General features: G+C 31.2%; 15 protein-coding genes. 9 read left to right on the top strand and 6 right to left on the bottom strand.

The genetic code is table 11. The features are described 5' to 3' along the window. Positions 1-4: 4 nt before the first annotated feature. The 5 genes from SHK09_RS07715 (at position 5) to SHK09_RS07695 (ending at position 5,757) form a co-directional block, all read left to right on the top strand. The gene (locus SHK09_RS07715) at positions 5-775 is read left to right on the top strand and encodes an enoyl-CoA hydratase/isomerase family protein (RefSeq protein WP_319810197.1); all 771 of its coding nucleotides are present in this window, start codon (positions 5-7) and stop codon (positions 773-775) included. Between the two features lie 11 nt (positions 776-786). After that, positions 787-2,232: an aldehyde dehydrogenase gene (gene aldA, locus SHK09_RS07710; protein ID WP_319810196.1), complete on the top strand. Its 1,446-nt coding sequence runs from the start codon at positions 787-789 to the stop codon at positions 2,230-2,232. 89 nt (positions 2,233-2,321) lie between these two features. Continuing rightward, positions 2,322-3,461 (top strand): ABC transporter substrate-binding protein, encoded by a 1,140-nt coding sequence (locus SHK09_RS07705; protein WP_218598552.1) that lies wholly within the window; start codon positions 2,322-2,324, stop codon positions 3,459-3,461. A gap of 2 nt (positions 3,462-3,463) precedes the next feature. Next, a complete protein-coding gene (locus SHK09_RS07700; RefSeq protein ID WP_166382914.1) occupies positions 3,464-4,609 on the top strand; it encodes a CaiB/BaiF CoA transferase family protein in 1,146 nt (381 codons plus the stop codon). Between the two features lie 5 nt (positions 4,610-4,614). Further along, positions 4,615-5,757 (top strand): CaiB/BaiF CoA transferase family protein, encoded by a 1,143-nt coding sequence (locus tag SHK09_RS07695; protein ID WP_166382912.1) that lies wholly within the window; start codon positions 4,615-4,617, stop codon positions 5,755-5,757. Between the two features lie 73 nt (positions 5,758-5,830). Here the strand turns inward: SHK09_RS07695 and SHK09_RS07690 are convergent, their stop codons facing one another. The 3 genes from SHK09_RS07690 to SHK09_RS07680 all read right to left on the bottom strand — a co-directional run bounded on the left by SHK09_RS07690 (position 5,831) and on the right by SHK09_RS07680 (position 11,151). Further along, a complete protein-coding gene (locus SHK09_RS07690; protein ID WP_319810195.1) occupies positions 5,831-8,686 on the bottom strand; it encodes an FG-GAP-like repeat-containing protein in 2,856 nt (951 codons plus the stop codon). Between the two features lie 114 nt (positions 8,687-8,800). Beyond that, on the bottom strand, positions 8,801-10,000 hold the full coding sequence (locus tag SHK09_RS07685) for a DUF6786 family protein (protein WP_319810194.1): 1,200 nt from the start codon (positions 9,998-10,000) through the stop codon (positions 8,801-8,803). Positions 10,001-10,305: 305 nt separating this feature from the next. After that, positions 10,306-11,151 (bottom strand): AraC family transcriptional regulator, encoded by an 846-nt coding sequence (locus tag SHK09_RS07680; RefSeq protein WP_319810193.1) that lies wholly within the window; start codon positions 11,149-11,151, stop codon positions 10,306-10,308. A gap of 188 nt (positions 11,152-11,339) precedes the next feature. Between SHK09_RS07680 and SHK09_RS07675 the strand changes: the two genes are divergently transcribed. The 4 genes from SHK09_RS07675 to SHK09_RS07660 are packed head-to-tail and all read left to right on the top strand — an operon-like array spanning position 11,340 to position 14,611. Continuing rightward, positions 11,340-12,188 carry a carbohydrate kinase family protein gene (locus tag SHK09_RS07675; RefSeq protein WP_319810192.1) on the top strand — a complete coding sequence of 283 codons (849 nt, stop codon included), beginning with the start codon at positions 11,340-11,342 and terminating at the stop codon, positions 12,186-12,188. 4 nt (positions 12,189-12,192) lie between these two features. Continuing rightward, positions 12,193-12,546, top strand: coding sequence for a hypothetical protein (locus SHK09_RS07670; RefSeq protein ID WP_319810191.1), 354 nt, complete (start codon positions 12,193-12,195; stop codon positions 12,544-12,546). Between the two features lie 12 nt (positions 12,547-12,558). Then, the gene (locus SHK09_RS07665; RefSeq protein ID WP_319810190.1) at positions 12,559-13,749 is read left to right on the top strand and encodes a hypothetical protein; all 1,191 of its coding nucleotides are present in this window, start codon (positions 12,559-12,561) and stop codon (positions 13,747-13,749) included. 10 nt (positions 13,750-13,759) lie between these two features. Beyond that, entirely contained in the window at positions 13,760-14,611 is an 852-nt protein-coding gene (locus tag SHK09_RS07660) for a class II fructose-bisphosphate aldolase (protein WP_319810189.1), read from the top strand. Between the two features lie 48 nt (positions 14,612-14,659). Here the strand turns inward: SHK09_RS07660 and SHK09_RS07655 are convergent, their stop codons facing one another. The 3 genes from SHK09_RS07655 to SHK09_RS07645 form a co-directional block, all read right to left on the bottom strand. Continuing rightward, positions 14,660-15,430, bottom strand: coding sequence for an SDR family oxidoreductase (locus SHK09_RS07655; protein ID WP_249989269.1), 771 nt, complete (start codon positions 15,428-15,430; stop codon positions 14,660-14,662). Between the two features lie 251 nt (positions 15,431-15,681). Further along, complete coding sequence (locus tag SHK09_RS07650) at positions 15,682-16,917, bottom strand: T9SS type A sorting domain-containing protein (protein WP_319810188.1); 1,236 nt, start codon at positions 16,915-16,917, stop codon at positions 15,682-15,684. A 236-nt stretch (positions 16,918-17,153) separates the two neighbouring features. Next, a complete protein-coding gene (locus SHK09_RS07645; protein WP_319810187.1) occupies positions 17,154-19,634 on the bottom strand; it encodes a glycoside hydrolase family 2 protein in 2,481 nt (826 codons plus the stop codon). Positions 19,635-19,637 lie beyond the last annotated feature (3 nt).

Below are 19,637 nucleotides of genomic sequence, written 5' to 3'. Positions count from 1 at the left end.
TAAGATGAAACAAATTAGATTAGAAATAGAAAAAAAAGTTGGCTATATCGTTATTAACAAACCAAAAGCCAACAGTTACGACCTTGATTTTATGACCTCTTTATCAGAAATTATTGATGAAGCAAATCGTAATAACAATGTAAAAATAATAGCCATAAAAAGCGAATTAGAAAAGTTCTTTTGTGCAGGAGCAGATGTAAAGGTTTTTCAACAAAATTCTGTTGCTGAAAACAAAAAGATGGTTATACAAGCCAACTTGGTAGCCTACAAAATTTCTAAGAGCCCTAAAATAGTAGTTGCTTTATTAGATGGTCATACTTTAGGTGGTGGTTTAGAACTGGCATTAGCTTGCGATATTCGTTTGGCAAGTGATGGTCAATATTTAATAGGGTTACCAGAAATCAATTTAGGATTGATGCCAGGAAATGGTGGAACTCAAAGATTAATCAGAATTGTAAACCAAAGTAAAGCTTTAGAAATTTTAATTTCAGGAGAACCAATCATAGCAAAACAAGCTTTTGATATTGGATTGGTAAATCAATTATATGCTAAAGAAAATTTTAAAGAGCAATCTAAATCTTATTTAGAAAAATTAGCAAAAGGACCATTATTGGCAATGATAGCCATTAAAGAATCTGTTCATAAAGGAATAGAGCTCTCTCTTGAAGAAGGATTAAAATTAGAGACACAATTAGCAGATGGATTGTATGATACTCCAGATGCACAAGAAGGATTAAAAGCCTTCGTAGAAAAAAGAAAAGCAATCTTTAACTAAAAATAGTATTTATGGAAACAACAGTATACAGATGTTACATTAACGGAGAGTGGATTGAAAAAAGTTCAGGAGAAAAGATTGATGTAGAAAACCCAGCAAATGGAGAAATATTTGCTGAAATTTACTCGAGTAGTTTAGACGAAGTACAACAAGCATTAGAAGCTGCTGATAAAGCGCAATTTGCTTGGCAAATGTTACCAGCTCAAGAGCGTGCAAATTATTTGTATAAAATTGCAGAGAAGTTAGAAGAAAGAAAAGAGCATTTTGCCAAGTTACTGGTAATGGAACAAGGAAAAACTCTTGTAGAAGCTCGTTACGAAGTTGATGATACTATAAGATATATGACGTATTCTGCTGAAGCAGGAAGACGTATACAAGGTGCTATTTTTCCTTCAGACCAACCTAACGAACAACTTACTATACACAAAGTTCCTTATGGAGTTACGGTAGGTTTAATGGCTTTTAATTATCCTTTGGCTTTAATTGGACGTAAAATTGGTCCCGCTTTAATTACAGGAAATACAATGGTTATAAAACCATCAGAATTAACACCAATAACTGCATCTGAATTCTGTAAAATAATTGATGAAATTGGCTTACCTAAAGGAGTTGTTAGTATGGTTGTTGGTTATGGACATACTGTTGGTGCTGCATTAGTAGAAAATCCAATTACGAGGTTAATTTCTATGACTGGAAGCACAAGAGCAGGACAAGCTATTTACAAAGGTGCTTCGCAAAACGTGGCAGGATTAGTATTAGAATTAGGTGGAAAAGCGCCTTTTATAGTTTTAGAAGATGCTGATATTGACAAAGCTGTTGAAGCTGCTGCTATATCTCGTTATGCAAATTGCGGACAAGTATGTATTTGTAATGAAATGGTTTTTGTTGATGAAAAAATTGCAGACGAGTTTACAGAAAAATTAATAAAAAGAGTTCAAAAAATTACAGTAGGAGACCCAATGACAAACGTGAACATGGGACCTAGTTTAAGTGCTACTGCCTTAAAAAGAATCGATGAAGTTGTTCAAAAGAACATAGCACAAGGAGCAGAATTAGTTTTAGGTGGTAAAAGACCAGAAGGTAAAGAATTTGAAAAAGGAAATTGGTATGAACCAACCATTTTAACAAATGTAAAACCAGGTGATGCAACCGTGCAAGAAGAAATGTTTGGACCGGTTTTACCAATTGTTAAAATTAAAGGTTTTGAACACGCTAAAGAATTATTAAATAAACGAGATGATAGTTTATCTGCTTATTTATATACAGAAAATCATAAATTAATAATGCGATCTATTCAAGAGTTTGAAATAGGAACCATTTTTATTAACAAACAAATTGTAGGCTACATTCAAGGGCATCATTCTGGTCATAAAAAAGCTGGTATTGGTGGTGAAGATGGAGTTTACGGTATCGAACAGTATTTACAGAAACGAACAATTTACATGAGTTACGAATAAATTATAAACCTTCCATAACTAACGTCAATCAATAGGAAATGACTCAATGGAAGCCACATGTAACCCATAAAAACAAATAATATTAGTACATGAAACAATTAAAAGGAATAACTTGGAATCACAGTAGAGGATTTACATCAATTGTAGCCGCTGCCCAACGTTTTACAGAATTAAACCCAGATGTTGAAATCGTTTGGGAGAAAAGATCATTGCAAGCATTTGCAGATGAACCAATTAATGAATTAGCAAAACGCTACGATTTTTTAATTATTGACCATCCTTGGACTGGCTTTGCTGCTAGAACAGAAGTAATTTTACCATTAAATAAATTTTTATCAGATGAATACTTAAAAGACCTAGCAGTAAACACTGTTGGTAAATCTCATGAAAGTTATTCTATAAAAGGAAAACAATGGGCTTTAGCTATTGATGCTGCTACACCTGTTGCAGCGAGCAGACCAGATTTGTTCGAGAAATTAAATTTAAAATTCCCAGAAACTTTTGATGATTTAATAGAATTGTCAAAAACAGGAATGGTTGCAATTCCAGGAATCCCACAAGATACTTTAATGAGTTTCTATATGATTTGCTCTACACTTGGTGAAGATGTTTGTACTTCTGATAAAGAAGTTATTTCAGAAAAAACTGGAATAAAAGCACTTCAAATATTAAGAGCTCTTGGTAAAAATATCAAAAAGGAAAATTATGATTGGAATCCTATTAAAGTATATGAAGCAATGACTTTAACGGACGATTATATTTATAGTCCTTTCGCTTATGGTTACACCAATTATTCTCGTGAAGGCTATGCTAGAAAGCATTTAAAGTTTCATGATATGGTTGCAATTGATAATCAAAAATTAATAACAACTTTAGGAGGTACTGGATTAGCTATTTCTGCAAATACTGAGCATCAAGAAATTGCTGGTAAATTTGTAGAATATGTAGGTTCAGAAGCAACTCAAAAAGGTGTGTTTTTTGATAACGGAGGTCAACCAGGACATAGACAAGCTTGGTTAGATAAGCGTGCAAATGATTTAACAGATAATTTCTTTAAAGATACTTTACCAGCGTTAGATAGAGCTTTTTTACGCCCAAGATATCATGGTCATATGTATTTTCAAGATAGAGCTGGTGCGCCAATTAGAGAGTATATGATGAATGGAGGAGATGAACAACAGCTATTAAAAGATTTAAATGAGTTGTATTTAAAATCATTAAAAGAATAACTATGAAATTACCTTTAGAAGGCATTTTGGTATTAGAATTCTCTCAATTTATGGCTGGACCATCTGCAGGATTAAGATTAGCTGATTTAGGTGCAAGAGTTATCAAAATTGAAAGACCTGGTTCTGGTGAAGCAGGAAGAGGTATTGCTTTAAAAAACTTATTTTTAGATGGCAGTAGTTTGGTATTTCATACCGTAAATAGAAATAAAGAATCTTATACTGCCAATTTAAAAGATGCAGATGATTTAGATCGTGTTAAAAAATTAATAGAACAAGCTGATGTTATGACACATAATTTCCGTCCAGGAGTTATGGAGAAAATTGGCTTAGATTATAAAACGGTTCAGAATATAAACTCAAAATTAGTGTATGCATCTGTTACTGGTTATGGTACAGAAGGTGAATGGGTTAAAAAACCAGGTCAAGATTTATTAATTCAGGCGATGTCTGGTTTTGCAAAGTTAACAGGAGATAAAGATGATAATCCAACTCCTGTTGGTGCTGCTGTTTCCGATTTAATTACGGGAACACATTTGGCTCATGGAATTTTATCAAGTCTTTTAAAACGTATCAAAACGAATAAAGGGGCTTTGGTTGAAGTGAGTTTATTAGAATCTACACTAGACCTTCAATTTGAAGTTATTACCGGCTATTTAAGTGATAATAATCAAAAACCAAATAGAGCTAAACAAGGAAATGCACATGCATATTTAGGCGCTCCTTATGGCGTTTATCAAACAAAAGATGGTTATTTATCTTTAGCAATGGGCTCTTTAACAAATTTAGCTAACATTCTTAACATTTCACAATTAGCATCTTATTCTGACCCCAATTCTTGGTATGAAAAACGAGATGAAATAATGGATGTTCTTCGTGCTTTTTTAATCGAAAAAAACACACAAGATTGGTTAGATATTTTAGAACCTAAAGGAATTTGGTGTTCTGATGTTTTTGATTATAAAAAATTATTGAACCATGAAGCATATGATGTTTTAAAAATGGATCAAAAATTACCATTAATTTCTGGCGAAGAAATACACACAACACGTTGCCCAATAAGATTAAATGATGAAAGGCTTTTTAATAAAAAAGCAGCACCAAGAGTTGGACAAAATACAGAAGCAATTATTAAAGAATTTAATCTATAAATAGGATGAAACCATTAGAAGATATATTAGTTATAGATTTAAGTCAGTTTTTATCTGCACCTTCTGCTACTTTACGTTTAGCAGATTTGGGAGCAAGAGTTATTAAAGTAGAGCGCCCTAAAACTGGAGACATTAGTCGTCAATTACATGTTTCTAATCTAAAGATGAATAATGAATCTCCTTTATTTATAGCTGTTAATAGAAATAAAGAAAGTTTTGAAGCAGATTTAAAAAACGAAGTAGATAAACAACGTGTTTTAAAATTGATTGCAAAAGCAGATGTTTTAGTTCATAATTTTAGACCTGGTGTTGTAGAACGTTTGGGTTTTGATTATGAAACTATTAAAAAAATAAATCCAAAAATTGTTTATGGAAATATTTCAGGTTATGGAGATGAAGGTCCTTGGAAATCTAAACCCGGACAAGATTTACTTGTGCAATCATTATCTGGTTTAACCTGGTTAAATGGGAATGATGGAAGTGGCCCTACACCTGTAGGAATTGCTATTGCAGATATTTTATCTGGCTCTCATTTAGTACAAGGTATTTTGGCTGCTTTAATTAAAAAAGGCAAAACAGGTATCGGTACAAAAATTTCTGTAAGCATGTTAGAATCTATTATAGATTTTCAATTTGAATCTATTACCACGTTTTATCATGATGGAGGAGAACCAACTGTTCGTCCAAAGAGTAATAGTGCACATGCTTATTTAGGCGCTCCTTATGGTGTTTATAAAACACAAAACGGCTATTTCGCTTTAGCAATGGGCTCTATTCCTTTTATTGGAGAATTAATTGGTTGCAATGAATTAGCCGAGTATCCAGAACCAGCAAGTTGGTTTACAAAACGTGATGAAATAAAAACGATTTTAGCCAACAAATTAAACACCAATACTACAGAACATTGGCTTTCAATTTTAGAGCCAGCAGACATTTGGTGTGCTAATGTTATGGATTGGGAAACACTTTTTAATCAAGATGGATTTAAATCTTTAGACATGATTCAGAATGTAAGAATGGGTGATGGATATGAGTATAAGACAACAAGGTGTCCAATAAAGATTGATGGTGAGTATTTTACATCAACCCTAGGATCTCCAAGTTTAGGTGAACATACAGATAAAATATCTCAAGAATTTTTAGCCTAAAATTACAGACATTATTTTATTTATTCGAAAAAGTAAACCTCTCTATAAATAAGAGAGGTTTACTTTTTTTTTATTACTTAGAAACTATTTCTAAAGGAAGAATTTCATCTTCATACATATCTCCATCGCTAGAAGTAAAAGTGACTCTAAGTTGATAAAAATGGTTTTCTTGTAATTGGTTAGACGGAATATAATCTTTCAATGAAAAAGTCATATTTGCTGTTCCACTTGTTGTTTTTAACGCTTCTTTATTTACAAGAACCACATCTTTTACAGGTATCCATTTACTTTTAAAATGACGTAACCAAAAACGAATTCCGCCTTCATCTGCCGAAATCACTTTGTTTCCAGATCCTGCATGATATTTAACAGTCACTTTTAAATTATCACTCACTTTTATCTGGTGATTCCCATACTTTTCCTTGTTTAGTATTTTAACATAAGGTGCAGTATAAGGAGCAACCGTAACTTTAATTTCTGATGAAATAGAATTGTCTTTTGAAGATGCTTTTACAATTGCTTTTCCTGGTTTAATTGGGTTTGCATTACCATTTTTATCAACAGTAAGAATATTTGTATTACTAGATGTCCAAATAATTTCAGAATTGGTCTTATTTTTTGGTAAAACGCTTACGTCTAGAGTTTTATTTTTCCCTTTATATAATTCTATTTTTTCTGTTTTAAAAGAGATTGAAGTAACTGGTGAGTTTTTATTAGAATCAATATTTACATAATCAGTATTGTAAATATTGTTCGCTTCTTTGTTTTTAAACGCTACAGTTTCTCCATTTCTCCATCTAACTTTAATACTTTTTATTTCAGATTCATTTCCCAATCCAAAATGTACAATGTTCATTAAACTTTGGGAAAATATTTCTCCTGCAGATCCCACTCTTTTTCTATATTCATTATCAGCTGTTTTTACAATAACTTCTGCAGAAATAGGATCTACATTAGATTTTGGAGAATAACCTACTTTAATAGTTACATGCTTGTTGTCTGACTTTGTTTGATTATTGTACAAATACCATTCTCCGTTTTCACTACCATTTAATAAATCTAATTGCCCATCTAAATCAAAATCAAAAGCTTGCCCCATATCTCCATTCCCTGGTCCACCAACATCATTTGCTCCATGCATTGTTGTTGTTTCAAAAGAATTATTACCTGTATTTAATAACATATAATCAGAAATTCTTGCTCCTACTCTACCCCATCTATACACAAAAAGATCTTGGTGACTATCATTATTAAAATCTCCAGTTGTAACACCTAAAGCGTTTCCTCCTTTAGGAATATTCCAAGCTTTAGAAACATCTGTAAATTTATCTCCATCGTTTCTTAATAAAACATCGGCATTATTTCTGTTCTGAGGTATAAAATCTGGCGCAACACTTGTTACCCCAGAAAGACTAAATCTGTATTGCCAAAAGAAATTACCATCACGAACCAAAGTTGCCTTCCATTCATTGTTTCCTAAATAACCGATATAGAATCCATTTTTAGAAATATCATCTGCCCATCCTTTTGCTTCTTGTGGACTAATTTCTAACTCATCACCAGAATTTACAATTTTTGAAACCTTATTTGCCCCTAAAAAAATAGGATAATCTTTACCTAAAATGGCTCCTTGCGCCAAGTAATAATATTTATGTAATTTAATTTTGTTTTCAGCTCTAAAACTAAAAACATCATCACCTTTATAACCTCTAGTTTTTATGGCTAATTCTTTTGTAATAGGATTAAAATCTACGGAAGGAGTTTCTCCTTTTCCATGTTCAAAGATCATTCCTTGAGCCAAATACAAATCTAAATCTCCGTCATTATCAATATCAATGTCCGTAACAGCCATGATTTGTTTTGAAGAACGAACTTCGTCTGGGATTAACGCTGATACATCTGTAAATGTAAAATCTCCATTTCCTTTCCACAACGTTAAAGGGCCGTAAAAAATGATATCGTCAATATTATCGTTATTAAAATCGGTTACCAAAACTCGTGATTCTTCAACATCTTCAAGTCCTTTTAGAGACCTATATGTAAAGGTTCCATCACCATTATTTTCATAAAAAAAATGTTGTGGTTTAGAAAATTTCAAACTCGATTCGTTAATGATTAACAAATCAAGATCACCATCCAAATCCGCATCTATCCATCTAGTACTGCGTCCTCGACCTCCTTTATCTAAACCTACATCACCAGTGTACATAATAAATTTATTATTTTCATTAAGGTAGAAATTAAGCCTAGTTGGGTTAGCTCCATTACCACCACCCTCTTCTAAAACAAGATCTAAATCTCCATCATTGTCATAATCCCCAAGAGAAGTACCATGCAAATCATGTTTAAACCATCTTGCAAGGTCTTTGTTATGTTTTGTTACTGTACCATCTCCATTATTCCAATATATCTTACTCGTTTCTGCATTATGGTTGTTTGCAATAAAATCATAATCTCCATCATTATCAATGTCCGCAATTGATGGTCCTCCATACTTTAATGAACTCACTTTATCTAATCCTGCTTGTACAGAAATATCTTTAAAAACAGGAATTTCTAATGCTGATACCTCTTCAAAATACAGACTGCTTATCGTTAAATTTTCATCTAAAGCTTGAAAACGAATTTTTACATCACCAATTTTAGGAAAACGAATTACACTCGTTAAATTCTGAATTCCTTTCTTTGGTATATTAAAGTCATCCATTAAAAGCTCATCATTTACAAAAACACTTAAACTTGCATATGCTGATGGGTTATTAATAGTAAGAATGATTTTTTTTGTTAAGTTTCCTTCAACTTTATAATTTAGAATTTCTGGATTATCAGTAGAGACTTCTATTGAATTTAAAAGAATGTTATTGTTTTTACAAGAAGTAATAACACTAAACGTAAATACAAATAAAACTAGTAATATTAAATTTTTCATAATGTTGCTTTTAAGTAATAAATGTATCAATTTATTAAAAAAATGATTGATTTACAACTTGACAAAAACTTGAACAAAACACAAACAACTAGTAATCAATATATTATTTCATTGTTAAAAAACAGGAATTTCATTTAAGTCAATACCTAATAGTTTTTTTGAAATTAAATTTAACTCAACAAAATCTGCTTCTATATGATAAGTAGTTTGTTTATGATATATTTCTTCTTGTGGTTTTAATTCTTTGGACGATGATAAAGATTCAAACTCATAAAATGGCCAATTGTAGCCCAAAGGTTTATTTACTTCTCCATTAAATATATTGATTACATCTCCTTTGTAAGGAGTTGTGTTTTTTGGAAAACAATTTAAGTAATCACCATCATTTTTAAAATTGAAAGTAACAATGGTTAGCAAATTGTTTTTACGAGAATAACTTCCCAGAATATTCTTAGTATTTTCTGGTGGAATTCCTATTTTCCCTAATAATTGAGCATCACTCTTGTAAAAAAGTGTATTATTTTTTATTTGATATCTAGTTTTTTCTTTGGTACCGAAATATGTTTTTAAACTATCTAAAGGTTTTTCTAAAGGAATAATAACTTTGGTATCTACAGATGTTAATATACTTCCTATTTCCCAAATAGATAAAAGCCCTTTGTCTTTAGTCCATTGAATGGAATCGATATTTTTCAACCAAGTTTCTGCACTAAAACCTACTACAGAAATATCAATATCCGAAGATATTTTTAAATCAGTATTAATTGTTTTTCCATCTAGAATAGAAATTTTTCGTTTTGTATTTATTTTAAATAGATAATTGTTAGCATTTACAATCTGTAAATCAGCTTGATATGTTATCGATTTTTTAGAACTACTTACTTTTTTAAATTGCTTAGAATTTAAATCTTCTTGCACTTTTATATCCTCTCCTTCTTGCCTTTTATTCTGCTCAAAGAAAGTAGCAAATTTACCATATTCAGGGCCAAACCAAACTCTACTTTCACCACCCAATCTTGCCATTGTTATTTGGTCTTTTTTATCAGTAATCAAATCCCAATTAATCCAACCATAACTTTTACCTTCTAAACCATTAGAAGAACTTGTAAATATTCTTCCTTGGTATTTACCAGAAACAGCAATCATAGATTCTCCAGATTGTAAAACTTCCAAACCTTCAATAGTTTGTAATTCTTCTAACACTTCTCCAAAATTTCTTTCTTTAATATTTTCTTTACAATTCATAACTAATATCATCAATAAAATAAATAATAAAACCCTCACAGTATTTTTACCACTTTGTAAAATATCCATCTTTTTTAATTAGTTGTATTATTTTGCCCTCTCAAAAAAGGTACACATTATTTTTTTATCCTCATGTTTAAATTTAATTAAAAACGATGTATTATCATTATAGGTCATCAGTATTACTTCTTGATAAAAACTTGACAAGTCTAATTTTAAATGATTTTGCATTATTCATCTACTTTATAAAATGCTTAAAGAATTTTCAATTAATCTCAGAATAGGAATCCTAACGAAATAAAAAATATATTAGATGATATATACTAAATAAAAAAAGTGGCTATTTTTAGAACACTATAAAGAATATAATCTTATTATTTGAAGAATGTTGCTCTATACTGAGCAGGCGTTTTATTTGTAAATAGCTTGAATTTTCTATGGAAAAAAGAAAGATTTGGATAACCTGTTTCAAAAGCTATTTGTTCTACCGAGGTTTCAGATTCTTTTAATAATTCGCAAGCTTTACTAACTCTATATTCATTTAAATAGGCAGTAAACGTTTTATTAAATGTCTTTTTAAAAAACTTAGAAAAAGAAACTGGAGTCATAAAAACTAAATCACCTAATTGCGCAGCATCAATTTTGTTTTGATAGTTTTTATCCACAAAATCGATAATATTTTTAATTCTATCTGAAACCAAAGAATTCACATTAAAACGTGCTCCTAAACTTAGTACTTCATATTTTTCTAAAGATAATTCATGAAGTAATTTTATAAATTCTATTAGCCTAAGTGTTGGTGACATTTTTTTCATTGAAACCATTTTACCACCTACATCTTTTGCAGTAATATCATTAAACATTAATCCGAAGTTACTATTAATCAACATTTTTTTTATCAAAGAAAACTCATCTTTATCCATCCAACCATCTCCTAATACATCTTTTCTAAATTGAATCACAGTAGATTTAGCAAGTTCTTTTGTACTTCTATTTGTTTTCCAACAATGAGGTAAATTCGGACCTAATAACACCAATTCTCCTGGTTGATATGCTTGTATAGAATTACCCACACTTCTGATACCAGTACTTTCAGTAATAAATGTTAGTTCCCATTCTGGATGATAATGCCAAGGAGTTTGAAACTCTAACTTTTCGAAAACTCCATAATGAAAAGATTGATTTAAAGTATTAGAAATTGGTTCAAAAACAGTTTTCATTATGTATGTATTTTCACATTAAGAATTCAATATATCTAATATATGGAAAAATAGTACACTTTATGAATAATTCTGTATTTAATAAACACTTTAAAGGCGTAGTACATTTACACTATAATTTAAAAGAGTTTAAACATGCAATTTGATGTTATAGTTTCAGGAATGATGGTTGCGATATTTTGACTGAAGTGCCTTCTAAAGTAAAATTAGGAGCAAAACACGAAGTATCAAATATAATAATACAAGGTTGTGCACCCGCAGGAAATGCGGCCTGTGTCATTGCCAAAAGCAATTTGAAAACCGCTTTTTTAGGTTATAAAGCAAATAATACATTAAGCTTAATTGCTAATGAAGAATTAAAAAAATGTGAAGTTGATACTTCTCTACTATTAGAAAGTGATAATTTTCAACCAGCTATTGCTATTGTTGAAGTAAACCCAGAAAATGGAGATCGTACCGTTTTTTATTCAACAAACAATTACAAACCTCTTCAAACAAAAGACATCAATGAAGATTGGATTAAAAACTGTAAATTATTATTGGTTGATGGATATGATGTTGTTGGAAATTTAGAACTTTTAAAAATAGCCAATAAATACAACATTCCTTCAGTTTTAGATATTGAAGCTGGAGATATTTCTGTATTAAAAGAAATGATTTCATTAGGAAATCATATCATTTTGCCTTTAGAAGGAGCTCAACTAATTACTGAATTAAACACATCTGAAGAATGCATAAACGCATTAAACTTAATAACTAATGGACAATTAGTGATTACTGATGGCGCAAATGGAAGTTGGGCTTTAGAAAATAAAAAAATAGTACATCAAGCTGCTTTTTCTACTAAAGTTGTAGATACTACTGGCTGTGGAGATGCTTTTCATGGCGCTTATGCATCCACTTTATTAAAAGGAAAAAACTTAGCTGAACGTATGGAATATGCTTCTGCATATGCATCTATAATTGCTACTCATTTTGGTGGGAGAAGTTATTTTCCATCAGAAAAAGAAGTAAACGAAATAATAAAAAACAAATAGAATCATGATCGTAAACACACTAGAAGAACAAACTTTTGATTCGTTAAACCCAAACGTAGATATTTTATTCAGAAAAGGAATTGTATCTGATGAGATGGAAAAACTAATTGAAAAAGCACCTGAAAAGAAAGATGTAAAAATCGGATTAATTGGAATCGGTTTTGAATTGCATTTCGATTGGGAAAAAGCAAAGCGATCTTACACTGAAGCCATAGAACAAACTAAAAGTGTTTTTGGTGAAAACAATCAATTATTAGCTTTAAAAGAACCTGTACAAACCAAAAAGGAATTACTAAAAGTATTAAACGATTTTAATATTGAAGGTATGAGTGGTTTAATCATTTACCAAGCTTCTTAAATTGCTGGTGATTTGGCTTTGGCTTTAGGAAATTGGTTAAGAGAAAACAAAATTCCTTTATTAAGTTGGTCTCATGATGAAATTACCGGAGGAAGATTAACAGCAAATAGATTGTGTGGGCAAAATTTTTTATTAAACATACTAAATTCGGTTGAAGTAAAATATTCTTGGGTTTTTGACAGACCAAAATCGAAACAACTAGACATTGTTTTAGACAAATTTATTAGAGTTGTAAGTGCTAAAAAAAGAATGCAACATGCAACTATTTTAATGGTTGGAGGAATGAGAGTTCCTGGGTTTTATGACTGTGAATTAAACGAAATGTCAATAGCAAAACATTTTGGTTTAAGTGTAGATCGAGTAGATATTGAAACCGTATGGAAACATGGAGAAAAATTTAAGAAAGAAGATGTAGATGCAATTGTTCAAAAATTAATCAACTCTAAATCGTGTAAATTTCAAGGAGTAACGGAAAGAGAATTGTTTTTATCAGTTCGTTTTAGTTTAGCTATCGCTGATTATACACGTAAAGGTGAATATATTGGAGTTGCTCTAAAAAATTGGCCTGAGTTGTTTGACAATTATCAAATTGCAGGTGATGGAGCGGGAGCTTTAGTACAAGATTTAGGAATTCCTGTTGCAGATGAATCTGATATGGGCGCCTTAATTACTATGGTTACTATGAATGAAATTAGTAACGGAAATGCATTGCCAACTCTAACAGACATGTCTATTCTTAACGACAAAGAAAATAAATTAGGAATGTGGCATTGTGGAGGTTCTCCAACAAAATTATTAAAAAAAGGTACAGGGTTTGAAGTTAGAAATCATAGTATTTTAGATAATTATGATGAGGAACAATCTTACGGAATGTTATTAGAATTCTTATTAGAAAAAGGAGACATTACAATTGCCAAATATCAATATCCACATGCTTCTAGTATGCTTTCTTTTGAAGGAGAAATTATAGATTCTCCCATGAGATTTAGAGGGGCTTATGGAGAAGTAAATCCAAAAAACGTTGCTGCTTCTTCTGTAGTTGGAACGATATTAAGTAGCGGATTAGATCATCATTGGATTATTGGAAGAGGACATATACAAGAAGACTTAAAAGAATTTAATCATTGGGCAAACATAGAGAATCTACAGTTTGTTGCACCTGGAACTACAGGAAGAAGTATTCAAAAAAACCTAAACTATTAAAAACCATACCATGAAAAAACAAAATTTAATACAATTACAAAAAGACTATAGAGCCGCTCAAAAATGTTTAATCGGTTTTAATGTAAATGATATTTACGATATGAAGGCTGTTGCATTGGCTGCAGAAGAAGCAAATTGCCCAGTAATGGTAATGACATATCCACCTGTTGTAGATTTAAACTCTAGTTATCTTTGCAAAAAAATGGTAGAAGGAATTCAGCCTTACACAAAACAACCTATTTATCTTCATTTAGATCATAGTGTTTCTGTAGATATGTGTAAACAAGCAATTGATGATGGGTATGATTCTGTGATGATTGATGGTTCTCAAAAAAGTTTAAAAGAAAACATTGCAATGACTAAAGAAGTTACTAGATATGCAGAATCTGCAGGTGTTTTAGTAGAAGCTGAAATAGGAAAAATAATGGGTAGGAGTGTTGTTGTAAAATGCGATGATGATTTTTTAGCAAGTGTTGCAGACGTAAAGGCAATTGTTGAAGAAGCAAACCCTCATATTATGGCAGTCGGTATTGGTACTGCTCACGGATTTACACCTACTTCTCCAAAAATTCATTTTGATAGATTATTAGAAATATCAGAAGCTATTCCCAACCCATTAGTTTTACATGGTGGAACAGGAATCCCTGATTTAGATATCCAAAAAGCAATTACAATGGGAGTTGCAAAATTAAATGTAGGTACCATTGTTCATACAACATATATGAGAGAATTGTATAACGAAATTGGAAAAGATATAAATGGAGCTTATCCACCATTTTTAATGAAAGAGGTAATCCCTAGAATTAAAGATGTTGTTTTAAATCGTTTGGAAGCTGTAAATTTTAAAAACGAACTAGTATAAATAAAAAAGGGTTAATCAAATTAATTAACCCTTTTTTAATTCTTTAAATTATCTCCCCATCCAACCTCCATCTACAAGAACAACAGAGCCGTTCATATAAGATGCAGCGTCTGAAGCTAAGAAAACGATTGGTCCTGCAAAATCTTCTGGTTTTCCCCAGCGTCCAGCTGGAATTCGTTCCAATATAGATTTATTTCTTTCTGGATTATTTTGTAAAGCTTCTGTATTATCTGTTGCAATATAACCTGGTGCAATCGCATTTACATTCACACCTTTTCCCGCCCATTCATTTGAAAAAGCCATAGTCATTTGTCCAATAGCACCTTTACTTGCTGCATAACCAGGTACAGTAATGCCTCCTTGAAAAGTTAATAAAGACGCTGTAAAAATTACTTTCCCAGAACCTCTTTTAACCATCTCTTTTCCAAATTCTCTTGTAAGTATAAATTGTGTCGTTTGGTTTACTTCAATAACTTTGTCCCACATTTCGTCTGAATGCTCAATAGCTGGGGCACGTAAAATAGTACCAGCATTGTTCACTAAAACATCAATCTGTGGATGATTTTCTTTTGCTTCTGTAATAAATTTGTAAACTGCTTTTCTATCTGAAAAATCACATTGATAAGCTGTGAATTTTTTCCCTCTTGCTTCAATTTCTTTTGAAACAGCACTACCTTCTTTTTCTAAAGATGCAGAAACGCCAATAATATTTGCACCTGCTTCTGCCAAGGCGATTGCCATTCCTTTTCCAATTCCCCTTTTACAACCTGTAACCAGAGCTGTTTTACCTTCTAAACTAAATTTATTTAATACACTCATTTTAATGTTCTTTTTGGGCATAAATATAGTTACATTCTTATAATTTTTAATACTCTATTACTATTTTAACTACCTCCACAAAGTCAGTAAGTTACTTTTATATATTATGTCAAATTATTTTATTTTTTACCTAATATTAAAAAGTATTCATTTGATTATTCAAAAACTAAATATTATGTTTTTTAGAGCATAAAAAAAAGGATAATTCAGTTATAAACCAATTTATCCTTTTTTAAAAACAAACAACTTCTTTAGTTTTTCACAATCTTATGTCTTGAATTTGATCCGTCTTCTGCAGAAATTTTTAAGAAATAAACTCCAGAAGCAAACTTTTCTACATTAAAAGTAACAGAAGCATCATCATACTTTTTAGAAGCTATCAATTGACCTTTAATATCAAAACAATCTATCTTATTAATTAACTTACTAGAATTAATTTTTACCAGCTCAAAAGAAGGATTTGGAAAAACATCAACCTTTAAATTGTTTTTAATATCATTAACAGACAAACTACTACTAGGTTTATATGTTCTAATCCAATCTATTTTAAATGTATGGTCTTCTGTATTTGCTAATTCTGTGTTTGTTGGTATAACAGACTTGCCATTTGTAGTTCTCCACCCTTGTTCTTCAACAGTTATCATAATATCCATTGCTTTAGATAGCCCTGTTCTAGTATCATTGCTTGAGTCCCCTTGATTTACTGAATTTGTATAATATAAAGGATCAATTTGATCTTTACCTTCTCTTTTAGTAACCTGAACACCATCTATAAAATGGTAAACATGCCAAGGGTCTTTCCAATAAACACCATACGTATGGTAATCATCTTTCCAATTAATGTTTCCTGCTCCGTCATTTCTAGTAATCCAAGTTGGATTTGGTGCTGGATTTCCATTTCCTGTTGATGTCTCACTTGGTTGCCAATCTTGAAAAGGTGATCTAATAAAAACATGATGACTAACATGCATTCTTTCTGCATACCATGAAATGTCTTCTTTTGCACTATCTGAATATGTTGCGCCATAACCTTCCATAAAATCTATTTCTTGAGTATCATCTGGGCTTAATAACCAAGCTCCATTTGCTAAAACAGAGTTCATTATTTTAATTTTTGCTTCAATATAAACAGGATATTGAATTGTATTATTAGAATGGATCGCACCTGCATTAACACTGCTACTTAAATATCTAGTAGCTGTTAATTTTAGTTCACCTCCATCAACTGATGAATGTTGTCTAGTCCATACTGTAGAACCTGGACCAGTCCATGCATTATGATAGAAATCATCCCATTTACTTGTAAAGGTTGTTCCTTTATTCGCAGCTGGTGCACTATAATTAAAATCATCAGAAACATTAGATTGTAACACCCATGTATCTCCACCATCTAAAGTTACAGGAATCGTAACCCCATTCCAATCTTGACTAGTTAAATTTGAAATACTAAACAAACTTATTAGTATTATTAATGCATTTTTCATCATACTTATTATATTTTCTACTAAACTAATTAATATTGTAATTAAAAGTTACTTTTTTAACTGAACTAAAACTTGACAAGCTAAATACTTCAACAAAAACTGCATAAAACTCACTAAAAATCAATACCTAAAACCTTTACAACTATTTTTAAATTTAGGGAAATTAGAGAAAAAAAAAAGAGATAACTCAATATAAAATTGAATTATCCCTTTTAAAATTATAAAATAAGCTTTACTTTTTACTCAAAACCTCTTGCAATTGGCATTTTTTGATCCGCTTCTGGAACTCCATCTTCACCACCTAAACTAGGGTAATATCTGAAATAACTTGCCCAACCAAATTTTTCCTTCGTTTCAAAAGCTTCTAAACCAATAGCTCTTAATTCTTTTCTATCTTTTTCTTTATCTGCTACTAATAACATATAGTCATTTTCAGAAATAGAATTTCCATCTGCATCAACAAGAGAAATTTCTGTATAGAATTTATCTCCTATTACTCCTGGAACTTTACAAGAAACATCAACAAATTTCCCTGAACTATCTCCTCCAATTTCAGAAATATCAAACGTTTCTACTTTGAATACAGATTTATTATTATCCAAGTATTTGATAGTAACTTTACAGTCTTTAAATGATTTATAATAATCATTTACTACCCATATTGCTCCTTTAAATTCTTCTCCTGGCAACCAACGTCTATCAAAATGCTTCATTGTGACTAAAACAGGTTGATATGCTTTTCTCACATAATCAAAAGATAATTTTTTCTCTTGATAATAATCTACAATACCCCATTTCATATCTGGAGCAAAAGTGATATAGTGACAAATACAAACAGCACTTGTTTTAGGTTTTCTCGTTCTAAAATGCTCTAATGCATATTGAAAAATAACCCCTTGTGAAATTTGAGTAGCTTCAACAAATTTTTCTAAACCATCTCTACTTTGATCTCCTAAAACTTCAAAATTTAAAGTTCTTAGTGCATCAAAATCTGTCCAATGGTGTCCCCAACTTGGTCCTGGAGGCCAAACCTCATCTGCAGGAATAAACTTCTTAATACTTTCAACATTCGGACAAGAAGAAATTGCTAATTCAGGAATTACTGCAAAATCTAGACTAGGGAAATACTCTTCCATCACAAACTCTCCTTCACCATAAAATAAATCATTCGCGTGGAAACTTTCGTTTGGTTTAAAACCTAAATTTAAACCAACCTCATCACTTAAAGGTGAAGAAGGTATAAAATGTAAAGGTGTATAAGGTTTAATAGCCTCACCAAGTGCATTTACAAATTCTAAATTGTGTTCTGGGTCTGAAGCTGTCATAAACAATTCTTCTGAACCTTCTAATAACACTAAACAAGGATGATTACGTTGAGCTTTTACAGATGAAATAGCTTCTGCAAAAACAGCTTGTTTAAATTCTTCATCTTTTGGTAAAGACAAACTTGCTAATGGTAAAACATCTTGCCAAACTGTAATACCTGCTTCATTACATAATTTGTAGAATAAAGGAATTTCTTCTGGATGCCATCCAAATATTCTTAAGTTATTAAAGTTACACTCTTTTGCTAAACGAATTAACTCTACATATTTACTTGGATGTGCACGGCCCATAAAAATATCTGGTGGTCCTCCCCAAGTTCCTGAACGCATAAAATGACGTCTGTCATTAATCATAACTGTCCAAGGATTTTCTACCTGTTCTAAAGTAAACCCAGGATTGTGTACCATTTTTACTTCACGAATTCCAAAAGAAGTATCTGTTGTATCTAATAAAGTATCTTCACCTTCAATAACAGTAACTTTAGCATTATATAAGTTTTGATCTCCTAAATCCCAAGGCCACCAAAGTTTTGCATCATCAATATCTAAACTGATTTCATAGTTATTAGTTCCTTTAGAAACTTTAACTTTTTGCTGAACTTGATACGTTTTAGATTCAAAATTTTCACCTTCAACTTCAATGTTAATAGCTACTTCTCTTTCAGCATCTTCATGATTTTTTAACTCAATTTCTACATCTAAACGAGCAGAATCTTCAGTTAATATAACCGGTTTTACATACGTATCTTCAATAGTAACCTTACCTGTTGCTTCTAAATAAACTGGTTTCCAAATTCCTGTTGGAGGTAAACTTACCCAATAATCTCCATGCCACGCAGGTTTACGTCCTGCAACTTGACTATATCTTCTTGGTGCTGGATGTAAACGAACCATTAAAACATTGGTTCCGAAACGCAAGTTTTCGAAACGAATATCTTCTGATACATCAAACTTAAATTTTGAAAACATTCCTTCATGAGAACCTAAAAATTTTCCATTCAACCAAACATCGCATCCAAAATCTACACCATCAAAAACCAATTGAATGTGTTTGTCAAACATGGTTTTAGGTACATCGAACTGACGTTTGTACCACCATTCATTTTCTGGAACCCATTTTGCTTTTACACTATTTCTTCCAAAATGCGGATCCTCTATTCTACCTGCTCTCCATAAATCTGTATACACATCTCCAGGAACTTTCGCAAAAGACCAATTAAATGAATCTCCTGTAATATCAAAGTTTAACTCATGAAAACCAACTTTAACACCTTCGTCTGGCCTTATACCTTCAAATTGCCATTTGTTTCCACTTAAATCAAAAACAACTTTTTCGTTAGACTCTTTGCCTTGTTCAGCTAAGTAGTCTCTTTCTTCTTGACTAATATTCTTCATTTA

Origin of the sequence: Polaribacter sp. PL03 (genome assembly GCF_033875165.1) — a bacterium.
In the GTDB taxonomy this organism is placed as follows: domain Bacteria; phylum Bacteroidota; class Bacteroidia; order Flavobacteriales; family Flavobacteriaceae; genus Polaribacter.
This window is presented reverse-complemented; position numbering and strand designations above follow the sequence as displayed.